Origin of the sequence: Microbacterium testaceum StLB037 (genome assembly GCF_008763945.1) — a bacterium.
GTDB lineage: Bacteria > Actinomycetota > Actinomycetes > Actinomycetales > Microbacteriaceae > Microbacterium > Microbacterium testaceum_G.
The window spans coordinates 531,341-551,193 of the sequence record NZ_VTQH01000001.1; the positions used below are offsets into that span (position 1 = coordinate 531,341).

The following is a 19,853-nucleotide window of genomic DNA, read 5'->3' on the forward strand; positions in this document are numbered from 1 at the left end:
CCCCGCAGTTTCTAGAGTGGGGGGATGTCCAACAGCACTTCTCACCCGCTCGACGATCCCGCGGTCGATCCCTTCGAGGTCGCCGCGACCGCCGCGGCCGACATCGCCCGCCTCTCGGGCGTCGAGCACCACGACATCGCCGTCACCCTCGGGTCGGGCTGGGGCCGCGCCGCCGAGCTCATCGGCGAGGAGACGGCGTCGTTCCCCGCCACCGAGGTCACCGGTTTCTCCAAGCCCGCCCTCGAGGGCCACGTCGGCACGCTCCGGAGCGTCCGCACCCCCGGCGGCAAGAACGTCCTGGTCATCGGCGCCCGCACGCACTACTACGAGGGCCCCGGCGTCCGACGGGTCGTGCACAGCGTGCGCACCGCGGCCGCGACGGGTGCTTCGACGATGATCCTCACCAACGGCGCCGGGGGCATCCGCGAGACGTGGAAGCCCGGCCAGCCCGTGCTCATCAGCGACCACATCAACCTCACCGCCGACTCGCCCCTCGAGGGCGCGACCTTCATCGACCTCACCGACCTCTACTCGAAGCGCCTGCGCGACGTCGCCCGCTCGATCGACCCCTCGCTCGACGAGGGCGTGTACACGCAGTTCCGCGGGCCCCACTACGAGACCCCCGCCGAGGTGCAGATGGCCAAGACCATCGGCGGCCACATCGTCGGCATGTCGACCGCCCTCGAGGCGATCGCCGCGCGTCAGGCCGGCATGGAGATCCTGGGCTTCTCGCTCATCACGAACCTGGCCGCCGGCATCCAGCAGACGCCGCTCAGCCACGAAGAGGTGCTCGAGGCCGGTCGCGAGGCCGAGCCCGTGATCTCGGCGCTCCTCGCCCGCGTGATCGGCGCCCTGTGAGCGGGTACGTCGAGGCGGCCCGCGCCTGGCTCGCCCAGGACCCGGATGCCGTGACCCGCGAGGAACTGACCGGGATCATCGCCCGGGTCGAAGACGGTGACGCCGCAGCGGCCGCCGACCTCGAGGATCGTTTCTCGACCCGCCTGGCGTTCGGCACGGCGGGCCTGCGCGGAACCCTCGGCGCCGGCTCCAACCGCATGAACCGCGTGCTCGTGGCCCAGGCGGCGGCCGGTTTCGCCGCGTACCTGCTCGAGCGCTCGGGCGGCTCGACGCCGACGGTCGTCGTGGGGTACGACGGGCGCCGCAACTCCGACGTCTTCGCGCGCGACTCGGTCGAGATCTTCGCCGGCGCGGGGCTCAACGCGATCCTGCTCCCCCGCCTGCTGCCCACGCCCGTGCTCGCCTTCGCCGTGCGCCACCTCGGTGCCGACGCGGGCGTCATGGTCACCGCGAGCCACAACCCGCCCGACGACAACGGCTACAAGGTGTACCTCGGCGGCGACGACCAGGGCGCGCAAATCGTTTCGCCCGCGGATGCCGAGATCGCGGCGCACATCCAGCGGATCGCCGACGAGGGCAACATCACCACCCTCCCCCGGTCGGTGGGCTACGCCAACGCCCCCGAGTCGGTCGTCGAGGCGTACGTCTCCGCGACGGCCGCGGTGGCGCCCGCACCCGCCGGAGCCGATGGCCTGAACTGGGTCTACACCGCGATGCACGGCGTCGGGTGGGAGACCGTCTCGCGCGTGCTCACCGAGGCCGGATACCCCCGGCCCACGGTCGTCGAGGCGCAGATCCACCCCGACGGGCGCTTCCCGACCGTCGCGTTCCCCAACCCCGAAGAGCCCGGGGCCATGGACCTCTCGTTCGAGACCGCGCGCGCGGTCGACGCCGAGCTCGTCATCGCCAATGATCCGGATGCCGATCGCCTCGCCGTCGCCATCCCCGACGCCGACGCCGAGGGCGGCTGGCGCCGGTTGACCGGCAACGAGATCGGGCTGCTGCTCGGGTGGCGCGCGGCGCGGCTCGCGACGGACGCCTCCGACGGCTCCGGAGACGCCGGGGTGCCGGCATCCCTCGCCTGTTCGCTCGTCTCGTCGCCGGGGCTCCAGGCCGTGGCGGAGCATTACGGTCTCGAATTCCATTCGACCCTCACGGGCTTCAAGTGGATCTCGCGCGCGCCGGGCTTGGTGTTCGGGTTCGAGGAGGCCCTGGGTTACCTCGTCAACCCGGCGACCGTGCGCGACAAGGACGGGATCTCGGCCGCCGTGGCGCTTCTGGGCATGGCATCCGAGGCCCGTGGCCAGGGCCGGACGGTGGCCGATCTGCTGCAGGAGTTCCGCGACACGTTCGGCGCATTCGCGAGCGACCAGATCTCGGTGCGCGTGAGCGATGTGAGCGAGATCGCCGGGATCATGGCCGCGCTGCGCGCCCAGCCGCCCGCCGCGGTGGGCGAGATCGCCGTGTCGCGCATCGACGACCTGCTGCTCGGCGTCGACGGGCTGCCCCCGGGAGACGTGCTGCGCCTGTGGCTCGACGACGGCTCGCGCCTGATCGTGCGGCCGAGCGGCACCGAGCCCAAGCTCAAGCTGTACCTCGACGTGCGAGGGTCGTCGGCGAAGAAGGCGCGACGGCGTCTCGAGGCCCTGCGCGCCGGGGCCGAGGAGCTGTTGGCGTCGGTGCGCTGACGGCTCCCTCCTCCCACCCCGGTTTGGGGCGCATTCCGTCGCTTGGGGCGCATTTCGTTCGCCCCGAACGACGGAATGCGCCCCAAACCCGATCGTGGTCTGCTCTTCGGCGGCTCCTCCCCAACCGCGTTCCTCAGGCGACTCTCCCCAGAGAGGGCGGAGAGAGGCATGCATGCGCCCCGCGCCGCGCACACTCGGGATCATGCTCGCGCTTCCACCCCTCCTCTCGTGGGAACAACTGCGGGCCGACGGCGTCGGTCCTGCGCAGAGCAGGCGGATGATTCGATCGGGCGACTTGGTTCGAATTCGCCCCGGCATCTACGTCCGCAAAGACCCGGCGCATCCTCCCTCTCCGGAGGAGTGGATCGTCTTGCGGGCTCGCGCGTTGGCCCGGACCAGCGCTGAGTCTCCGCTCTTCTCCCACCTGACCGCGGCCGCTCTGCACGGACTCCCGGTCCGGGCACCGAACTCGCCGAAGGTGCACATCACCCTGCCGCCCGAACGGCCCGGCGCGCAGTCCTTCGTGGTGCGGCATCGCGGTGAGGTGCCCGCCGAACAACAGGTGGAGCGCTACGGCGTGCGGTTCACGAGCATCGAGCGCACGATGGCCGATGTCGCGCGGACCGCGTCGTTCGATACCGCGGTCTGCTCGCTTGACGCAGCGTTCCGACCCGTGACCGCCCCGGAGCCGGGCGTCAACGACGTCGCGGCCGCCGCCGAGCTGCGAGCGAAGGTGCTCGAGATCGCGTCGCGCTCGGCCCACGGTCGCGCTCGTGCGCTCCGTGCGCTCACCTTCGCCGACGGCCGCGCCCAGCTGCCGGGTGAAAGCATCAGCCGCATCCGCCTCGCGGAGCTGGGATTCACCCGGATCGACCTCCAAGTGCACGTGGCAGGTCCCTCCGGCCGCGACTACTTCGTCGACTTCGGCCTCGACGAGGCGAACGCGTGGGGCGAGTTCGACGGCGAGCAGAAATACCGCGACGAGTCGTTGCGTTCGGGTCTCACTCTCGACGACGTCATGCTGCGGGAGAAGCAGCGCGAGGACTGGATCCGGGGGACGACCCAGCGGCCCTTTGCGCGCTGGAAGTGGGCTCACCTGCGCTCGGCCGAAACGCTCGCTCAGCGGTTGGTGAGCTTCGGCATCCGCCCGCGTTGACCCGCCCCCTGTGCTGGTTGGGGCGGTTTCCGTCATTTGGGGCGAGTTTCCTTCGCCCCGAGGTGCGATCTTCGCCCCAAACCGCAGATCTGACCGTCCCGGCGCACCACGGACGCGCTCTGCGGCTGTCGTGGAAGCTGACTCGCGCGGCGACGGGGCGACACAAGGCTGGGTTTGGGGCGGGGTCCGTCGGTTGGGGCGTGAGAATGCCGCCCCGAAGTGCAGAATGCGCCCCAAGCCAAGAAGAGAGGCGGCGGCGCGCGCCATGACCGTGCGGCGGCCGCGGGACCAGACGTCAGCCGTCGATCACCGCCACCAGCTCGTCCAGGAACGCGGGGAACGACGTCGCGCGGCGCACGATGCGCTGCACGCTGTCGCGCTCGCTGAAGACCTCGACGAACTGCTCGAACACCGTCTGGAAGGCCTCGCGGTCGGTCTCGCTGAAGGCCACGAGCGCCACCACCTGCACGCGGCCCTCGCCCCACGCGATCGAGGGGTCGGCGATGCCGATCGCGATGCGGGTCTGGGTCGCGGTCATGCCCATCGCGTGCGGAACGGCGAGCGCGTCGGTGAAGGCGGTCGACGAGATCGCCTCGCGCTCCACGGCCCGGGCCACGTAGGCCTCATCGATGACGCTCTGGTCCACGAGCATCCCGCCGAGGCGTCGAATGACGCCGGCCTCGCCCTCCGCGGCATCCAGCCCCCGAACGAAGGCCTCGGGCGCGAAGTACCGCTCGAGCTCGGCCCGCAGACGCGCCAGGCGCCGCCCACGGCGGATGCGCCCGGCGGCGGCCTGCACGCGTTCGACGTCGGCGTCGGTGAGGAACGGCTGGATCCGCACGAAGCGGTCGCCCGGCCGGGGCGGGTCGATGGTCGTGAGCACGAGGTCGGTCTCGATCGAGTCCCACGCCGGGTCGATGCGCGTCTCGACCCCGACGACCTCGATCGCCTGGCCGAGCGAGCGGTCGACACTCGAGCGCAGCAATTCGTGCAGCTCGTAGTACCCGGGGCACACGATGGTCGCGGTCAGCAGCTGGTCGGCGCGGCGGCTGCGCTCGAGGCGGCCGCCCACGTGCATCGCGATGTAGGCGATCTCGTCGTCGAGGATCGGGATGCCGAGGCCGTCCTGCAGCCCCTTGGCGATGTAGACCGCGACCTCGAAGATCATCGGGTACGTCGACTTCAGCGACCGCGTCAGCGGGTTGCGCGACCAGGCCTGCTCGCGCGAGCGGTGCAGCAGGTTCTGCACGTGCAGCGCCAGGCGCAGGATGAAGTCGTCGTGGGCGATGTCGACGAGGAACTCGGATGCCGCGTTCTCGACGACCCGCCGCACGGCCGCTTCGACCGACGGGTCGAGGCGAGAGCGCACGTCGTCGCCGCCCGGGGATCCCGGGGCGACGATGCGGGTCAGCACGAGGGTCGCGAGGTGGCGCAGGTCGCCCGAGCCGAGCTGGACGCCGATGTGCTTGAGGGTCAGCCGGTCGAGGACGTCGACCACCGCGGCCGCCGCATCCGACGAATCCCCGCCCGGCGAGCCGAGGGCGCGGTCGCGGGTGGTGCGGTCGGCGGCGATCGCGATGTGCATCACGACGTCGCCGATGCCGATCTCGTTCACGTAGTAGCCGAGGGCGCCGAGCTCGGCAACGAGCTCGGCCTTGAACGGCCCGAACGCGCGCGCCCCGACGGACTGCTCGCCGAGCGTGCGGCGCAGGGCGTCGAGGTCGAAGAGCCCGGCGTCCATCTCGTCGTGCGCGAGCTTCGACAGCAGTCGGCGTTGGGCGACCTCCGTCCCCCGCAGACGGGCGGTGGATGCCGAGCGCTCGAGGGTCAGTTCGGTTCCGCCGAGCAGTCCGCGCACGCGCGACAGGTCGGCTTCGAGGGTCGCGGCACTGACGTGCAGGGCGTCGGCGGTGTCGAAGACGTCGATGCCATCGGCGGAGTCCAGGAGCCGACGCACCAGGGTGTGGAGGCGGTCGCGCGGGGTACCGGCATCCGTTCCCGTGAGGGCTCGCAGGGCCGAGGCCGCCTCCGACCCGGCGCGATAGCCCAGCGGACCCGACTCGATCGCGGCGCCGCCGGCGACCCGGGCGTTGACGGCGGTGACGTAGGAGCGGATGCTGCGCGGGGTCACTCCGAGGGCATCGGCGAGCGAGGCCGCGGTCGACCACTCCCCGTCCCGCAGCAACAGGGCCAGCAGGCGGTCTTGGCGAGCCTTCGTCGTCACGATCCGTCCTCCGCGCCGCCCCGGTGGACAGCGATTGCTCCATCCTTTCACGCCCTTCCCCTCCGGGCGCGGGCGCGTCGCCGCGCGCTTCGGACGGGCTGCGGCATCCGCGTTCCGGGGGGTGGGAAACGAACCTGGTTGTCGGCTGTGAACGGGGTGCGCACAATCGAGAGGAAGAAAGGCCGGTCGATGAGGATCCTCGTGGTGTGTGGAGCGGGTGCGTCGAGCACGTTCGTCGCGCAGCGCGTTCGTCGTGCTGCGCACGAGAAGGGCCTGGACTACTCCGCCTCGGCGGGAACGTCGCGGTCCCTCCCGATCGACCTCGACGCCGCCGATCTCGTTCTCGTCGGGCCGCATCTGGCCGACGAGATGGAGAACATCCGCTCGGCCGCCGCTCCCCGCGGCGTGACCGTCGTGCTGCTGCCCGACGACGTCTTCGCCGACCAGAGCGGCGCCCGAACCCTCGCCCTGGTCGAGGACGCCCTGCGTTCCCGTCAGCCCGCGGACACGATCTGAACTCGACGGAGAGGACACCATGCCCCATTTGACCCGCACCGTCCGCATCGGATCGTCGCACGGCCTGCACGCCCGCCCCGCCAAGCTCTTCGCGCAGGCGGCGAAGGACTCCGGCATCCCCGTGACCCTCGCCAAGGACGCCGGCAAGCCGGTCAACGCCGCGAGCATCCTCGGGATCATCGCGCTCGGGCTCGAGCAGGGCGACTATGTGACCCTCACCGCCGACGGCGACAACGCCGAAGCGACGCTGGAGCGCCTCGCGGAGCTCCTGACCACCGACCACGACGCCGAGTAAAGGAAACACAGCACCATGACGGAACTCCGTGGAGTCGGAATCGGACTGGGCGTGGCCCAGGGACCCATCGCGCGCATGGCCGAGCCCCTGCCCGCCCCGAAGGACGCGAAGAGCGAGCTGAGCGTCGAGGACGAGACGGCACGCGTGCGCGAGGCCATCGGCGCCGTCGCCCGCGAGCTCGAGGCCCGTGGCGCACAGGCCGGCGGAGCCGCCCGGGACGTGCTCGAGGCGCAGGCGATGATCGCCGAAGACCCCACCCTCGAGGCCGAGGTCGACTCCCGCCTGGCCGCCGGCAAGACCGGTGAGTTCGCCGTGCACGATGCCTTCGCCTCCTTCCGTGAGCAGCTCGTTGCCCTCGGCGGCTACCTCGGCGAGCGCGCGGCCGACCTCGACGACGTCGCCCAGCGGGTCATCGCGCGTCTGCGGGGCGTCGCCGCTCCCGGCATCCCGGATCCGGGTCACCCGTTCGTGCTCGTCGCGAAGGACCTCGCCCCCGCCGACACCGCCCTGCTCGACCTCGACAAGGTGCTGGCCCTGGTCACCACCGAGGGCGGCCCGACCTCGCACACCGCGATCCTGGCCCGCGAGAAGTCGATCGTCGCCGTGGTGGGCGCGGCCGGCGCGAAGGACCTCGTCGACGGGCAGCAGGTGATCGTGGACGCCGCCGCCGGCGTCGTGACCGTCGACCCCACCGACGACGACCTCGATCGCGCGCAGAACCGCGCCGATGCCCGCAAGGCCGCGGCATCCGCCCCCATCACCGACGGCGCCCTCGCCGACGGCACGAAGGTTCCGCTGCTGGCCAACCTCGGCAAGCCCGGCGGAGCCGCCGAGGCCGTCGAGCTCGGCGCCGAGGGCGTGGGCCTGTTCCGCACCGAGTTCCTCTTCCTCAGCTCGAGCTCGGCCCCCACCGTCGAGGAGCAGCGCGCGGCCTACACCGAGCTGCTGAGCGCTTTCCCCGGCAAGAAGGTCGTCGTGCGCGTGCTCGACGCCGGCGCCGACAAGCCGCTGCCCTTCCTCAACGACGCGCACGAGGAGAACCCGGCGCTGGGCCTGCGGGGCCTGCGCGCCCTCCGCGCCAGCGAGGACATCCTGCGCGAGCAGCTCACGGCCCTCGCCGAGGCGGATGCCGCGACCCGGGCGTCCGAGGCCGGTCCCGCCGACCTGTGGGTGATGGCGCCGATGGTCTCGACCGTCGAGGAGACCCGCTACTTCACCGCGCTGGCGAAGGACTACGGCCTGAAGACGACCGGCGTGATGGTCGAGGTGCCCTCCTCGGCTCTGCTGGCCGACCGCATCCTCGAGATCGCCGACTTCGCCTCGATCGGCACGAACGACCTGACGCAGTACACCCTCGCCGCCGACCGCCTGCTCGGTTCGGTCGCGTCGTTCCAGGACCCCTGGCATCCGGCCGTCCTCCGCCTCATCCGCGAGGTCGGGGCCGCGGGCCGCACGCACGGCAAGCCCGTGGGCATCTGCGGCGAGGCGGCGGCCGACCCGCTGCTCGCCGTCGTGCTCGTCGGCCTCGGCGCCACCACGCTGTCGATGGCCCCCACCGCCCTCGCCGATGTGCGCGCCACCCTGCTCACCCACACTCTCGACGATGCCCGCCGCATCGCCGAGGCAGCCCTGGCCGCGGACGACGCGGCCTCCGCCCGAGAGGCCGCCCAGGCAGCCTCTTCGAACACCGTCGCGGCGTGAGCCGCACCCCCCAAACGGCTCCGGCCGTGCAGTCACTCAAGGAGACACAGCAATGACGACGACGTCACCCACCAAGAAGCCGGGAGGGGCACGGATCGCGGTCCAGCGATTCGGCACGTTCCTCTCCGGCATGATCATGCCGAACATCGCGGCATTCATCGCATGGGGATTCATCACCATGCTCTTCATCCCCGCCGGCTTCTTCGGGGCCAACAGCCCCTTCGGGTGGCACTGGGCCCCGGTCGCCGAGATCCTCGGCGGCGGCGGCGACGCCGCGGTCATCCAGTGGCCCGGTGCGGCCACCGCGCTGACGGCGAACGCCGACGGCGGCACCTACCAGGGCTACGTCGGCCTGGTCAGCGTGATGATCACGTACCTGCTGCCGCTGCTCATCGCCAACACCGGTGGACGCATCGTCTACGGTGCGCGCGGTGGCGTGGTCGCCACGATCGCCGTGATGGGTGTCATCGTCGGCACGAACATCCCCATGTTCCTCGGCGCGATGATCATGGGCCCGCTCGCGGCCTGGATCACCAAGCAGATGGACAAGCTGTGGGACGGCAAGATCCGCCCCGGCTTCGAGATGCTCGTGAACAACTTCTCCGCCGGCATCCTCGGCATGGTGCTCGCGATCGTCGGCTTCTTCGCCTTCGGTCCGGTCTTCCTCGGCATCAGCGCGGTCCTCGGCAGCATCGTGGCGTTCCTCGTGCAGTTCAACCTGCTGCCGGTGCTGTCGATCATCGTCGAGCCGGCCAAGGTGCTGTTCCTCAACAACGCCATCAACCACGGCGTCTTCACCCCGCTCGGCATCGAGCAGGCCGCCGACACGGGCAAGTCGATCCTCTTCCTCATCGAGGCGAACCCCGGCCCGGGCCTCGGTCTGCTGTTGGCCTTCACTTTCTTCGGTGTCGGCGCGGCGAAGGCTTCGGCTCCCGGCGCCATCGTGATCCAGTTCCTCGGTGGCATCCACGAGATCTACTTCCCGTACGCCCTCGCCAAGCCCATGACGATCCTCGCCCTGATCGCCGGCGGCGCCTCGGGCGTGGCGACGAACATGATCTTCCAGGGTGGCCTGGCCTTCCCGGCCGCTCCCGGCAGCATCATCGCCGTCACCGTCGCCGCCATCGGCGCCGGCCCCGCGAACCTGCTGGTGGTCTACCTGTCGGTGGTCGTCGCCGCCGTCGTGACCTTCCTCATCGCGGGCATCATCCTCCGCGCCTCGCGCAAGCGCGACGCCGAGGCCGAGGGCGACAGCTTCGCCGCCGCGATCGACCAGACCGCGGCCAACAAGGGCAAGGAGTCGTCGACCCTCGGCGCTCTGCGCACCCGCGCCGCCGGCACCACCGGTTCGGGCACGACCGAGACCGCCGACCGCGACGTCGACGCGGCCCTCGGCGACCTCGAGGGCACCGTCGCTACGAAGCAGCTGAACAACATCGTGTTCGCCTGCGACGCCGGCATGGGCTCCTCGGCCATGGGCGCCAGCGTCCTGCGCAACAAGATCAAGAAGGCCGGCATCGACGGCGTCACGGTCACCAACCAGGCGATCGCGAACCTCGACGGCTCCGCCGACCTGGTCATCACGCAGAACCAGCTCACCGACCGCGCCAAGGCGCAGTCGCCCGACTCGATGCACGTGTCGGTCGACAACTTCATGAACTCGCCGCGGTACGACGAGGTCGTGGAGATGGTGCGCGCCCAGCACGAGGCGAAGTAATCCCTAGCACGCCAGGGGCCGGAGCGTCAGCCCGGCCCCTGGCGTCTTCCCGTCCGGCCCGCGGTTTGCGAGGCTGGGCAGCACGACGAGAAAGGCGAGAACCATGTCGAACGTCCTTCGGAGCGAATCCGTCCGCATCCACCCCGGCGCGGCCACCCGCGAGGAGGCGATGAAGGAGGCCGCCGACCTGCTCCAGGCCACGGGCGCCGTCACCGCCGACTACTTCGCCGCCATGCAGCAGCGCGAAGAGACCGTGTCGACGTACATGGGCAACGAGCTCGCGATCCCCCACGGCACCAACGAGACCAAGCAGGCGATCCTCGAGTCAGGCCTGTCCGTCGTGCGCTACGACGGCGGCGTCGACTGGGGCGGAGAGCCCGTCACCTTCGTCATCGGCATCGCCGGCAAGGGCGACGAGCACCTCGAGATCCTCTCGCAGATCGCCATCCTGTTCTCCGAGGAGGACGATGTCGCGCGCCTGAAGGCCGCCTCCTCCCCCGAGGAGCTCTTCGAGGCCCTCTCCGGATCCGTCAACGCATGAAGGCCGTCCACTTCGGCGCGGGCAACATCGGTCGCGGCTTCGTCGGTCTGCTGCTGCACGAGGGCGGGTACGAGCTCGTCTTCTCCGACGTCTCGGCTGCGCTGGTCGAGGCGATCAACGCAGCCTCCTCGTACACCGTCCACGAGGTCGGCGAAGGCGGCGTCGACAAAGAGGTGACCGGCTTCCGCGCGATCGACAGCTCGGTGGATGCCGAGGCGCTCGTCGACGAGATCGCGACCGCCGACGTGGTGACCACCGCCGTCGGCCCCACCATCTTGAAATTCGTGGCCCCGCACATCGTGGCGGGACTCGCCCTGCGCGACCCCTCGCTCCCCCCGCTGCAGATCATGGCGTGCGAGAACGCGATCGGCGCGACCGACCAGCTGCGCGAGCACGTCGTCGAGCTCGCGGGCGAGTCGTGGGACGCCCTCGCGTCACGTGCCGTCTTCGCCAACACCGCGGTCGACCGCATCGTCCCGGCCCAGTCCGGCCAAGGCGTCGACGTCACCGTCGAGCCGTTCTACGAGTGGGCGATCGAGCGGCCGCCGTTCGGCGACACCCCGCCGAACATCCCCGGCGCGCACTTCGTCGACGACCTCGAGCCCTACATCGAGCGCAAGCTCTTCACGGTCAACACCGGGCACGCCACCACGGCGTACTTCGGCGCGCAGGCCGGAATCGACCGCATCTCCGACGCCCTCGCCGACGCGGGGATTGCGGCGAAGGTCGAGGCGGCCCTCGAGGAGACGAGCGCTCTGCTGGTCGAGAAGCACGAGCTCGACGCCGACGTGCAGGGCGAGTACCGCGCGACGATCCTGCGCCGGTTCCGCAACGCCGCCCTCCCCGACACGGTGTGGCGCGTGGGTCGGCAGCCGCTGCGCAAGCTCTCGCGACACGAGCGCTTCGTCGGCCCCGCCGCCGAGGCCGTGGAGCGGGGCCTGCCCGTGGACGCCCTGGTGGCCGCGATGGCCGCCGCCCTCGAATTCTCGGATGCCGAGGACGCCCAGGCCGTCGACCTGCAGCGGATGCTGCGCGAGCTCGACGCCGAGACCTTCACCGCCGAGGTGACCGGCCTCGACGGCGAGCACCCGCTGTACGCGCGCATCGTCGAGATCGTCGCGGCGCGCAAGGCGGCGCTGACCGCCTGAGCCCGGGATTACCCTCGAAGGGTGACCGACACGACCCCGTCCGACGCCGGCGGAGCGCCCCGAGCGCCCCGCCGGCGTCGTCGTCTGCTGCGCTGGATCCTCGGCGGCCTCGGCGCGATCGTGGTGCTGCTGGTCGCCGGCATCCTGATCTACAGCCAGGTGGGAGTCATGGGCGCCGAGGCCGAGCCGCTCGCGGCCGCGCGGGAGAACCCCGGCCTGACGATCACCGACGACGCATCGGGCATCGTCCTCTCCCCCACCTCGGGGGCGACCGGCCAGGGCCTGGTCTTCATCCCCGGCGCGAAGGTCGAGGCCGAGGGATACATCGCCACGTTCGCCGACACGGTCGTCGACGACGGCATCACGGTGGTCATCACGAAGCCCTGGCTCAACCTCGCCTTCTTCGACCCACGTCCCCTGTCGACCTTCACCGACCTCGCCCCCGACATCACCCGCTGGGCCGTGGGCGGTCACTCCCTCGGAGGTGTGCGCGCCTGCCAGCTGGCACCCGACGCCGACGCCCTCGTGCTCTTCGCCTCGTACTGCGCGAACGACCTCTCGGCATCCGGCCTCCCCGTCCTCAGCCTCTCGGGATCGGAAGACGGCCTGTCCACCCCGCAGAAGATCGCGGATGCCAAGGGCGAGCTGCCTGCGACCGCGACCTTCGTCGAGATCCCCGGCGCCTCGCACGCCTCGTTCGGGTCGTACGGTCCGCAGCCCGGCGACGGCACACCGACCGCGTCGGACGACATCGTGCAGCGGGTGATCGCCGATCAGCTGGCGGGCTTCCTCGTCGCCCCGTGACACCCCCCGCCGACCGTCTAAGTAGTCATCTCGGTAGTCGAACCGGTAGTCCTCAGCATTGAGGGTGTCCGTGGTGGCTTCTTAGCATTTTCACAACCGGTTCTCTCGCGAGTCGCGAACGGACGAAAGCCCGGCTCCCCCCACCGCTCTCGATCACCGTCGTCTCCGGACGACCGGTATTCGTCGTTCCCACACGGCGCCTCACGCGCCGTGCGAGAGGCCCATGTTCGTTTCGCGCCGTATCGTCGCGCGCTCCCGCGTCCGCCGGGGGGCGCCGACCGCCCGACCGCTGCTGCGGCTGTGGACCGCGCGGGCCGCCGCCGTCACCGCCACCGCGGCGCTCGTGGCCGGTCTCACGGCGTCGCCAGCCGGGGCGGTCGCCGGTGCGACCCCGACGCCGACGCCCGGTGCCGGCCAGACGACGACGCCCACCGCCGCTCCCGAACCGACGACGACGCAGACCCCGACACCCTCGCCCTCTGCAGAGCAGACGGCAACCACCGCTCCCCGGGCCCCGGACGCCCCGACCGACACCGCGACGGTCTCGCCTCCCGCTGCTCCCGTCCCGGTGCCGTCCTCGACGCCCGCACCGACGGTCTCTGCGGGCTCCACCGCCGCCCCGACCGAGACGGCGGCGCCCCGCGCGCCCCCGGCCCGTCTGTCCGCCGGCAGCATCGGCATCCTGGCCGCCGGCGTTCCGGAGGCACCCGCAGAGGTGTGGACCGAGAACTTCGAGCTGGGGCTCGGGACTACCGCCCCAACTGCCCTCACGGCGTATGCCGGGGGCCGCTACTCCGCCTCGACCGGGTGGGCCGCCCCGACGAGTTGCACGGGCGTCCTGGTCAACTTCTCGGCGCCCTACCCGAACAACGCCTTCTGCCCGAACCAGCTCCTGACGGGCGGGATCAACTCCACGCTCTCCGCACGCGAGGTGCGGCGGTTGGCGGACGTCCTCGGGCAACTGAGCGCCGGCACCCCCGGGTCGACGAACGCGAACGCCCCCGCCAACGGATCCACCCCCGCCAGCCGCTCCAACCACGCGCTGGTCGGCCTGCCCTACACGGCTGTCGCGGGCGGTACGACCGTGGCCCAGACCACCACACCCGCCGGCGTCACCGCGAACGCGTCCCGCTACTACACCCTCCGCTTCGACGCCGCCGGGGCGCCGTGCACGAGCAACAACCCCGCCCTCTCTCTCTCGCTGTTCACGGGGAACACGGTCCTGCTCAACGCCTTCCCTTCCGCGGTCAACCCGTGCGCGGCCTCGGGTGCGGTGTTCTACACCTCGCCGACGCAGACCCCGAGCGGCGGGGTGATCGGCATCGGCGACCCGGCCATCAGCACCTCCGCCCGCGCGGCCACCTACACCGGCACCGCGTCGGCGTTGCTCACGCCCGCGCAGATCGCCTCGGCGCAGGTGCGGCTGTCGAACGCGACCACGGCAGCCGGCAGTGGCTTCGGGGTCGACAACATCCGCATCCTCGACGCCACGCCCAGCTTGGACCAGTCCTTCGGTTCCGCGAGCGTCCCCGTCGGCACCCCCACGACGCTGACCTACACGATCACCAATACCTCGGAGCTCGCGGCGAAGAACGACTGGACCTTCACCAACACCCTCCCCGCGGGACTCACCGTCGCCCCGACCCCCGCGGTGGGCGGCACCTGCACGCAGGTCACGGGTACCGCCTTCGCCGTCACCGCCCTGGCCGGTTCGTCCACCATCGCCGCCGTCGGCGGGGACCTCGCCGCGGGAACGGCGGGCTCGAGCTGCACGATCACGGTCGACGTCGTGGCATCCGCCGAGGGGACGTACACCAACGCCGCCGCGAACGTGGTCACCCCGCTGGTGGCACCCGAAGCGGCGACGCTCACGGTCACCCCCGCGACGCGCCTGACCGTCCGCAAGAACCTCCCCGCGCGCCTGTCCTCCACCGACCAGTTCACCCTCGCGGTGCGCAGCGGCACCACCGTCCTCGGCTCCGCGACGACGACCGGCAATGCCACCGGCATCCAGGCCGCGCAGGTGTCGCGCCTGATCGTCGACGCCGGCGGCACGTACACGATCAGCGAAGCCCCCACCTCGGGCGCCGGTCTCGGCTACGCCAGCTCCTACGAGTGCACGCGCGACAGCACCGTCATCGCGGTGGGATCGTCGCGCTCGGGCTCGCTCACCCTGCCGAACGACCCCGGCGCGGAGGTCGTGTGCACCTTCACCAACACGGTGCAGCAGGTCCGTCTCGCGTGCGACACCAGCCTGTTCTACGGCATCACCGCCACCGGTGCCCTCATCCAGGGCGACAGCGTCTCGGGAGGCCAGGCCACCATCGGCACGTGGTCGAACGTGACCGCGGCCAACTCGCTCGGCATCAGCGCCGACGGATCGACGGCCTACGCCCTGAACCGGTCCGCCGAACCCGGCAGCAACGTGGTGTCCATCTTGAAGTGGTCGAGCACCGGCGGGTTCGAGACCCTGGCGAACACGGCGTACACGACGGTCGGCCCGGGCGGCACGACCATCGCCGGCAGCATCGTCGCCGGCGCCGTCGACCTGACCACCGGCCGGTTCATCTTCGGCAAGTTCGTCAACGGCGTGTTCTACCTGTGGAGCTTCACCGAGTCCGCGCCCGCGGCCTCGCGCTACGCCTATCTCGGCTCGTTCAGCGCCGGCTCCGGCCCCAACGGCAACGGCGACATGGCCTTCGACGCCCGCGGCAACCTCTTCGTGCTCGGCGCGACGACGAACAACAACGTCGCCATCTTCTCCGTCACCGCCGCCAACCTCGCCGCGGCGAACGGCGGCACCATCCCGGTGAGCATCTCGAACACCCGCACCCTCAACCAGGGCGGCGACACCGCCCTCACGAGCGGGAACGGCCTGGCCTTCTCGCCGCGGGGCACCGCCTACGTCTCGGACTCCAGCCGGACCTACGAGTTCGACCCCACGACCTGGACCCGCATCCCCGGCTCGTCGCGCGTCGACTTCGCCGCGACCGACCTCGCCACCTGCAGCTCCCCCGCGACCGTGTCGGTGCTGAAGAACGTCGTCGGCCGCGCCGCGGCGGCGGACCAGTTCCAGATCACCCTCACCGACGCCAACGGCACCGCTGTCGCCTCGGCCACGACCACCGGCACGGCCACCGGCCGACAGGCCGCCCAGGTGGGCCCGTTCCCCGTGCAGGTGGGTACGAGCCTCAACCTGTCCGAGGCGATGGCGAGCGGGTCGACGTCGGTGATCGGCGCGTATACCGTCCGACTCGAGTGCTGGTCCGATGGCATCCGGATCTCGAATTCGAGCACAACGACCGGCACGCTCACGGTGCCGGACCGCCTCGGCGCGAACGTGGTGTGCACGTTCTTCAACTCGCCGAGCCCGGTCACCACGGTGACCATCACCAAGCTCGTGCTCGATCCGGCGACCGGGCAGTCGACACCGGCAGCCGGGTGGAGCCTGGGTACCGCCGCGACCGCGACCACCGGCACGGCCACCGCGCTGCCGAGCGAGGCGCCGCGACAGAACTCCGACGCCTCGGGCAACGCCGTGTGGACGGTGTTGTACGGATCCGCGGCCTCCCGGGCCACGCTGACCATCTCGGAGGTGCAGCAGTCGCGGTTCACCTTCGTCAGCGGAACCTGCACGATCCAGACCGCGAGCGGGACGACCACCGCGCCGATCACCTTCACCACCACGGGTGCCGCCGTGAGCGGGACCCTCGCCAACGTCGGACCGTCGTCGACGGTGGCCTGCACCCTCACGAACCAGGCGGTCACCTCGCTCACCCTCGTCAAGGCGGTGTCTTTCGGCTCGGCCGCGGCGACCGACTGGACGCTCTCGGCCACAGCACCGAGCGGCGCACTCGCGGGACCGACCGGACGCACGGGTGCGGCCTCCGCGACCAACGTCGCCGTGACGCCGGGGCGGGCGTACCGCCTGTCGGAGACGGGCACCAACGCGGCGTACGTGCAGGTGGGGACCTGGCGGTGCGTCGAATCGACCGGCACCGAGGTGGCGGTGAACGCCACGAGCGACGTGACCCTGCGTACGGGGGCGGCGGTCACCTGCACCGTCACCAACGCCACCGCGACGATGACCCTGCTGAAGGACGTGGTCTCCCCCACCTCCGGCTTCCAGCCGTCGACCTGGACCGTGACGGCGACTCCCGCCGCGCTGACCGGGAGCACCCTGCCCACGCAGAGTCGTGTCGGAGCGGCCTACGCCGCCGGCCAGAACGCGGCGAGCACCTTCGAGGTGCGCCCCGGCCACGGCTACACCCTGTCGGAGGCGCCGACCGTCTCGGGCACCCGCCTCAGCTACCAGACGCTCCGCCTCGAACGTCTCGACGGAACGACGTGGACGACGGTGACGAGCCGCTCGGTCACCGCCCCGGCCGCCGGCCAGAACGTCGTCTACCGGTTCGTCAACGCCCCGGTCGTCAGACCCCGACTTCCCCTCACGGGCGGGATGGGCGCCGACGCGTTCATCCTCGCCGGAGGCCTGCTCGTCGCCCTCACCGTCGCGGGCGCCGTGATCCTACGCAGACGCAAGGGAGGGAGCCTTTCGACATGACTCCCCCCGTCGCGCGACGCCGCCGACCGCACCATTTCCCATCCGAAGCACTCATTCATTCATCCATGAGGAGAGAATCCATGTCCATCCGAAAGAGAGCAGGCGCCGTTCTGAGCGTCCTCGCGCTCGGAGCCCTCACCGCCGTCGGTGCTGTCGCACCGGCCTCGGCTGTGACGCTTCCGGGCAACATCGACACGACCGTCGCCCGCTCACTCACTATTCACAAGCACGCGCTCGGGCCGTCGACGCCGCTGAACCCGGTTTCCACGGGCCAGCAGCTCGCGAACCCGCCGGCCGACCCGCTGGCCGGCGCGCAGTTCACCGCGACGCTCGTGTCGGGCATCGACCTGACCACGGCGGCGGGGTGGACGGCGGCTGCGTCGCTGACCCCGGCTCAGGCGGCGCAGCGGCCGAACACGGAGAACTTCGTCTCCACTGTTTCGGACAGCAACGGTGTCGCCACCTTCCCCGTCCCCACCACGCGCTACCCCGACGGCCAGCTTCCCATCGGTCTGTACCTCATCACCGAGACTCAGCTGCCGCCGGGCGCCACCAACCCGGCCGCCCCGTTCCTCGTGACGCTGCCCACGCCCACCGGTGCCGCGGGCTCCCCCGCCAACCAGTGGATCTACGACGTGCACGTCTACCCCAAGAACGCCGTCACGCAGCTCACCAAGACGCGCGTTCCCGCTGCGGCCGGTTCCGTCGAGGCCCGTAACCCCGACCTCGTCCGCTGGGCCATCGCCTCGTCGATCCCGACGCTCGCCGCCGGCGACGCCATCGACGTCTTCACGCTCACCGACAACCTGCCGGCCGAGCTGACGTACCTCAACGCCGCCACGGTGCCCGCGGGCGTGACCCCGACGAACGTCGTGGTCACCAACGCGGCAGGGACCGCGCAGACCTTCACCGAGGGCACGGACTACACCATCACCAACACCGGTGGAGCGCTCACGCTCACCTTCACCGCGGCCGGCCGCACCCGCCTCGCGGGCCTGCAGGGCGGAACGGTGACGTTCAACGTGCTGACGCGCGCCACGGCCATCCCGGCGAGCGGCATCATCGTCAACTCCGCGACGGCCAACGTCAACGGGGCGACCGAGACGGTCACCGGCAGCACGCCGATCGGCCAGCTCACCGTGCGTGCGTACACCACCAGCAACAACGCCCAGGTCAACCTGGCCGGCGCGGTGTACCAGGTGTTCCTCACGGAGCAGGATGCCATCAACGGCGCCAACCCCATCGTGATCAACGGCAACGCCACGTGGACGACCGGGGCCGACGGCACGGTCAACATCCCGATCATCACGCCCGGCAACTACTGGGTCCGTGAGATCACCCCGCCCACCGGTTACCAGCTGCCCTCGCCCGACCGTGTGCTGACCGCGGTCGTGCCCGGCCCGACCTCGACCACGACGCCCGTGCGCAACTACGTCGAGTTCGCGCACAACCAGGTGCCCGCGTTCGCCCTGCCCATCACGGGTGGCGACGGCGGCCTGTGGTTCGGCGTCGGCGGTGCGGCGCTGCTGGCCGCCATGGTCGGTTCGGCGCTGGTCGTCGCGCGTCGGCGCGCCCGCGCCACCCAGGCCCCGGCCTGAGGGACGATCGCTCAGTGAACAGGGGGACGACGGCGCGGTCCGACGCACCGTCGTCCCCCTCCCCGGAGGGGAGGTCCGAGTCCCGGACCTCCCCTCCGTCGTTGCGCCGTGACCTCCGCCGGCCCCGGTGGAAGCTCTCGGTCGTCTCCCTCCTGCTCGCGGTCGGCGCTCTCGCGGGGGTGGCCCTGCTGATGTACCCCACCGTGGCCGCCTGGTTCGCGCAGTACGAGCAGTCGCAGATCATCGACGGGTACTCCGACCAGATCCGCGACCTGGGCGCCGACACCCTGGCCGAGAAGCTCGACGCGGCCCGCGACTACAACACCCGCCTCGTCGACGGTGGGGCCGAAATCGCCGCGAACGAACGCCTGCCCCTCGCCAACTCCCCCGACCAGTCGAGCGAGTACGCGGAGCAACTGCGCTCCGACGAGGGCGGTCTCATGGCGCGCCTGAAGATCCCGGCGATCGCCGTCGACCTGCCCATCTACCACGGCACGAGCGAAGACGTCCTCTACGCGGGCGTCGGTCATCTCGAGGGAACAGCCCTGCCCGTCGGAGGGGAGACCACCCACTCGGTGCTCACCGCGCACCGGGGGCTCGCGACCGCGGAGCTCTTCACCCACCTCGACCGCGTAAAGGCCGACGACACCTTCACCATCGAGGTCTTCGGCGAGGTGCTCGTGTACCGCGTCGTCGACACCCGCGTCGTCGAGCCGCAAGACACCGAGTCCCTCGTCCCCGTCGTCGGTCGCGACCTCGTCACCCTCGTCACCTGCACGCCGCTGGGCATCAACAGCCACCGCATCCTCGTGACCGGTGAGCGGGTGATCCCCACGCCTCAGGCCGACCTCGACGGCCTCGGCGCCCGCCCCGACGTCCCGAGCTTCCCCTGGTGGATCTTCGTCCTCGCCGCCGCCGTCCTGGTCGCCGCGACCTACGTCTGGTGGGCGGGCCGCCCGCCCCGCGCCCGCCGCCTCTCGCCGCCAGCAGCCCCCGGCCCGTGAGCCCGCCCGCAACACCCCCGCCCACGCAGAAGCGGGGCC

The 19,853-nt window shown here is 71.3% G+C and carries 14 protein-coding genes; 13 read left to right on the plus strand and 1 reads right to left on the minus strand.

The genetic code is table 11. From position 1 onward, the window contains the following. Positions 1-24 precede the first annotated feature (24 nt). The 3 genes from F9B98_RS02510 (at position 25) to F9B98_RS02520 (ending at position 3,702) form a co-directional block, all read left to right on the plus strand. Positions 25-858 (plus strand): purine-nucleoside phosphorylase, encoded by an 834-nt coding sequence (locus tag F9B98_RS02510; RefSeq protein WP_150952407.1) that lies wholly within the window; start codon positions 25-27, stop codon positions 856-858. Beyond that, complete coding sequence (locus F9B98_RS02515) at positions 855-2,546, plus strand: phospho-sugar mutase (RefSeq protein ID WP_150952411.1); 1,692 nt, start codon at positions 855-857, stop codon at positions 2,544-2,546. Before F9B98_RS02510 ends, F9B98_RS02515 begins: the two co-directional genes overlap by 4 nt. Positions 2,547-2,841: 295 nt before the next feature. After that, on the plus strand, positions 2,842-3,702 hold the full coding sequence (locus tag F9B98_RS02520; RefSeq protein ID WP_150952413.1) for a hypothetical protein: 861 nt from the start codon (positions 2,842-2,844) through the stop codon (positions 3,700-3,702). Between the two features lie 295 nt (positions 3,703-3,997). On the opposite strand, the gene F9B98_RS02525 is transcribed toward F9B98_RS02520, so the two are convergent. Beyond that, the gene (locus tag F9B98_RS02525) at positions 3,998-5,926 is read right to left on the minus strand and encodes a BglG family transcription antiterminator (protein WP_191966640.1); all 1,929 of its coding nucleotides are present in this window, start codon (positions 5,924-5,926) and stop codon (positions 3,998-4,000) included. Between the two features lie 189 nt (positions 5,927-6,115). Here F9B98_RS02525 and F9B98_RS02530 point away from each other — a divergent pair, with 189 nt between their 5' ends. The 10 genes from F9B98_RS02530 to F9B98_RS02575 all read left to right on the plus strand — a co-directional run bounded on the left by F9B98_RS02530 (position 6,116) and on the right by F9B98_RS02575 (position 19,814). Further along, positions 6,116-6,442 (plus strand): PTS sugar transporter subunit IIB, encoded by a 327-nt coding sequence (locus F9B98_RS02530; RefSeq protein ID WP_150952416.1) that lies wholly within the window; start codon positions 6,116-6,118, stop codon positions 6,440-6,442. A gap of 19 nt (positions 6,443-6,461) precedes the next feature. Further along, positions 6,462-6,737 carry an HPr family phosphocarrier protein gene (locus F9B98_RS02535; RefSeq protein ID WP_150952419.1) on the plus strand — a complete coding sequence of 92 codons (276 nt, stop codon included), beginning with the start codon at positions 6,462-6,464 and terminating at the stop codon, positions 6,735-6,737. 15 nt (positions 6,738-6,752) lie between these two features. Continuing rightward, a complete protein-coding gene (ptsP, locus tag F9B98_RS02540; protein WP_150952422.1) occupies positions 6,753-8,438 on the plus strand; it encodes a phosphoenolpyruvate--protein phosphotransferase in 1,686 nt (561 codons plus the stop codon). Between the two features lie 52 nt (positions 8,439-8,490). Further along, entirely contained in the window at positions 8,491-10,155 is a 1,665-nt protein-coding gene (locus F9B98_RS02545; protein ID WP_150952424.1) for a PTS mannitol transporter subunit IICB, read from the plus strand. Between the two features lie 103 nt (positions 10,156-10,258). Then, entirely contained in the window at positions 10,259-10,696 is a 438-nt protein-coding gene (locus F9B98_RS02550) for a PTS sugar transporter subunit IIA (protein ID WP_150952427.1), read from the plus strand. Next, positions 10,693-11,844: a mannitol-1-phosphate 5-dehydrogenase gene (locus tag F9B98_RS02555; protein ID WP_150952430.1), complete on the plus strand. Its 1,152-nt coding sequence runs from the start codon at positions 10,693-10,695 to the stop codon at positions 11,842-11,844. The genes F9B98_RS02550 and F9B98_RS02555 overlap by 4 nt, the downstream gene beginning before the upstream one ends. A 21-nt stretch (positions 11,845-11,865) precedes the next feature. Next, positions 11,866-12,648 carry an alpha/beta hydrolase gene (locus F9B98_RS02560; RefSeq protein ID WP_150952433.1) on the plus strand — a complete coding sequence of 261 codons (783 nt, stop codon included), beginning with the start codon at positions 11,866-11,868 and terminating at the stop codon, positions 12,646-12,648. A 223-nt stretch (positions 12,649-12,871) separates the two neighbouring features. Continuing rightward, positions 12,872-17,212, plus strand: coding sequence for an LPXTG cell wall anchor domain-containing protein (locus F9B98_RS02565; protein ID WP_150952436.1), 4,341 nt, complete (start codon positions 12,872-12,874; stop codon positions 17,210-17,212). 65 nt (positions 17,213-17,277) lie between these two features. Further along, on the plus strand, positions 17,278-18,810 hold the full coding sequence (locus F9B98_RS02570) for a SpaH/EbpB family LPXTG-anchored major pilin (protein WP_263641776.1): 1,533 nt from the start codon (positions 17,278-17,280) through the stop codon (positions 18,808-18,810). A gap of 101 nt (positions 18,811-18,911) precedes the next feature. Continuing rightward, the gene (locus F9B98_RS02575) at positions 18,912-19,814 is read left to right on the plus strand and encodes a class C sortase (RefSeq protein WP_225310195.1); all 903 of its coding nucleotides are present in this window, start codon (positions 18,912-18,914) and stop codon (positions 19,812-19,814) included. Positions 19,815-19,853: the final 39 nt, after the last annotated feature.

Bases quoted from the DNA above. Each gene is read 5' to 3' on its own strand.
- F9B98_RS02545 (WP_150952424.1), top strand. From the start codon at position 8,491: ATGACGACGACGTCACCCACCAAGAAGCCGGGAGGGGCACGGATCGCG.
- F9B98_RS02530 (WP_150952416.1), top strand. From the start codon at position 6,116: ATGAGGATCCTCGTGGTGTGTGGAGCGGGTGCGTCGAGCACGTTCGTC.
- F9B98_RS02535 (WP_150952419.1), top strand. From the start codon at position 6,462: ATGCCCCATTTGACCCGCACCGTCCGCATCGGATCGTCGCACGGCCTG.
- F9B98_RS02565 (WP_150952436.1), top strand. From the start codon at position 12,872: ATGTTCGTTTCGCGCCGTATCGTCGCGCGCTCCCGCGTCCGCCGGGGG.
- F9B98_RS02570 (WP_263641776.1), top strand. From the start codon at position 17,278: ATGAGGAGAGAATCCATGTCCATCCGAAAGAGAGCAGGCGCCGTTCTG.
- ptsP (WP_150952422.1), top strand. From the start codon at position 6,753: ATGACGGAACTCCGTGGAGTCGGAATCGGACTGGGCGTGGCCCAGGGA.
- F9B98_RS02555 (WP_150952430.1), top strand. From the start codon at position 10,693: ATGAAGGCCGTCCACTTCGGCGCGGGCAACATCGGTCGCGGCTTCGTC.
- F9B98_RS02510 (WP_150952407.1), top strand. From the start codon at position 25: ATGTCCAACAGCACTTCTCACCCGCTCGACGATCCCGCGGTCGATCCC.
- F9B98_RS02550 (WP_150952427.1), top strand. From the start codon at position 10,259: ATGTCGAACGTCCTTCGGAGCGAATCCGTCCGCATCCACCCCGGCGCG.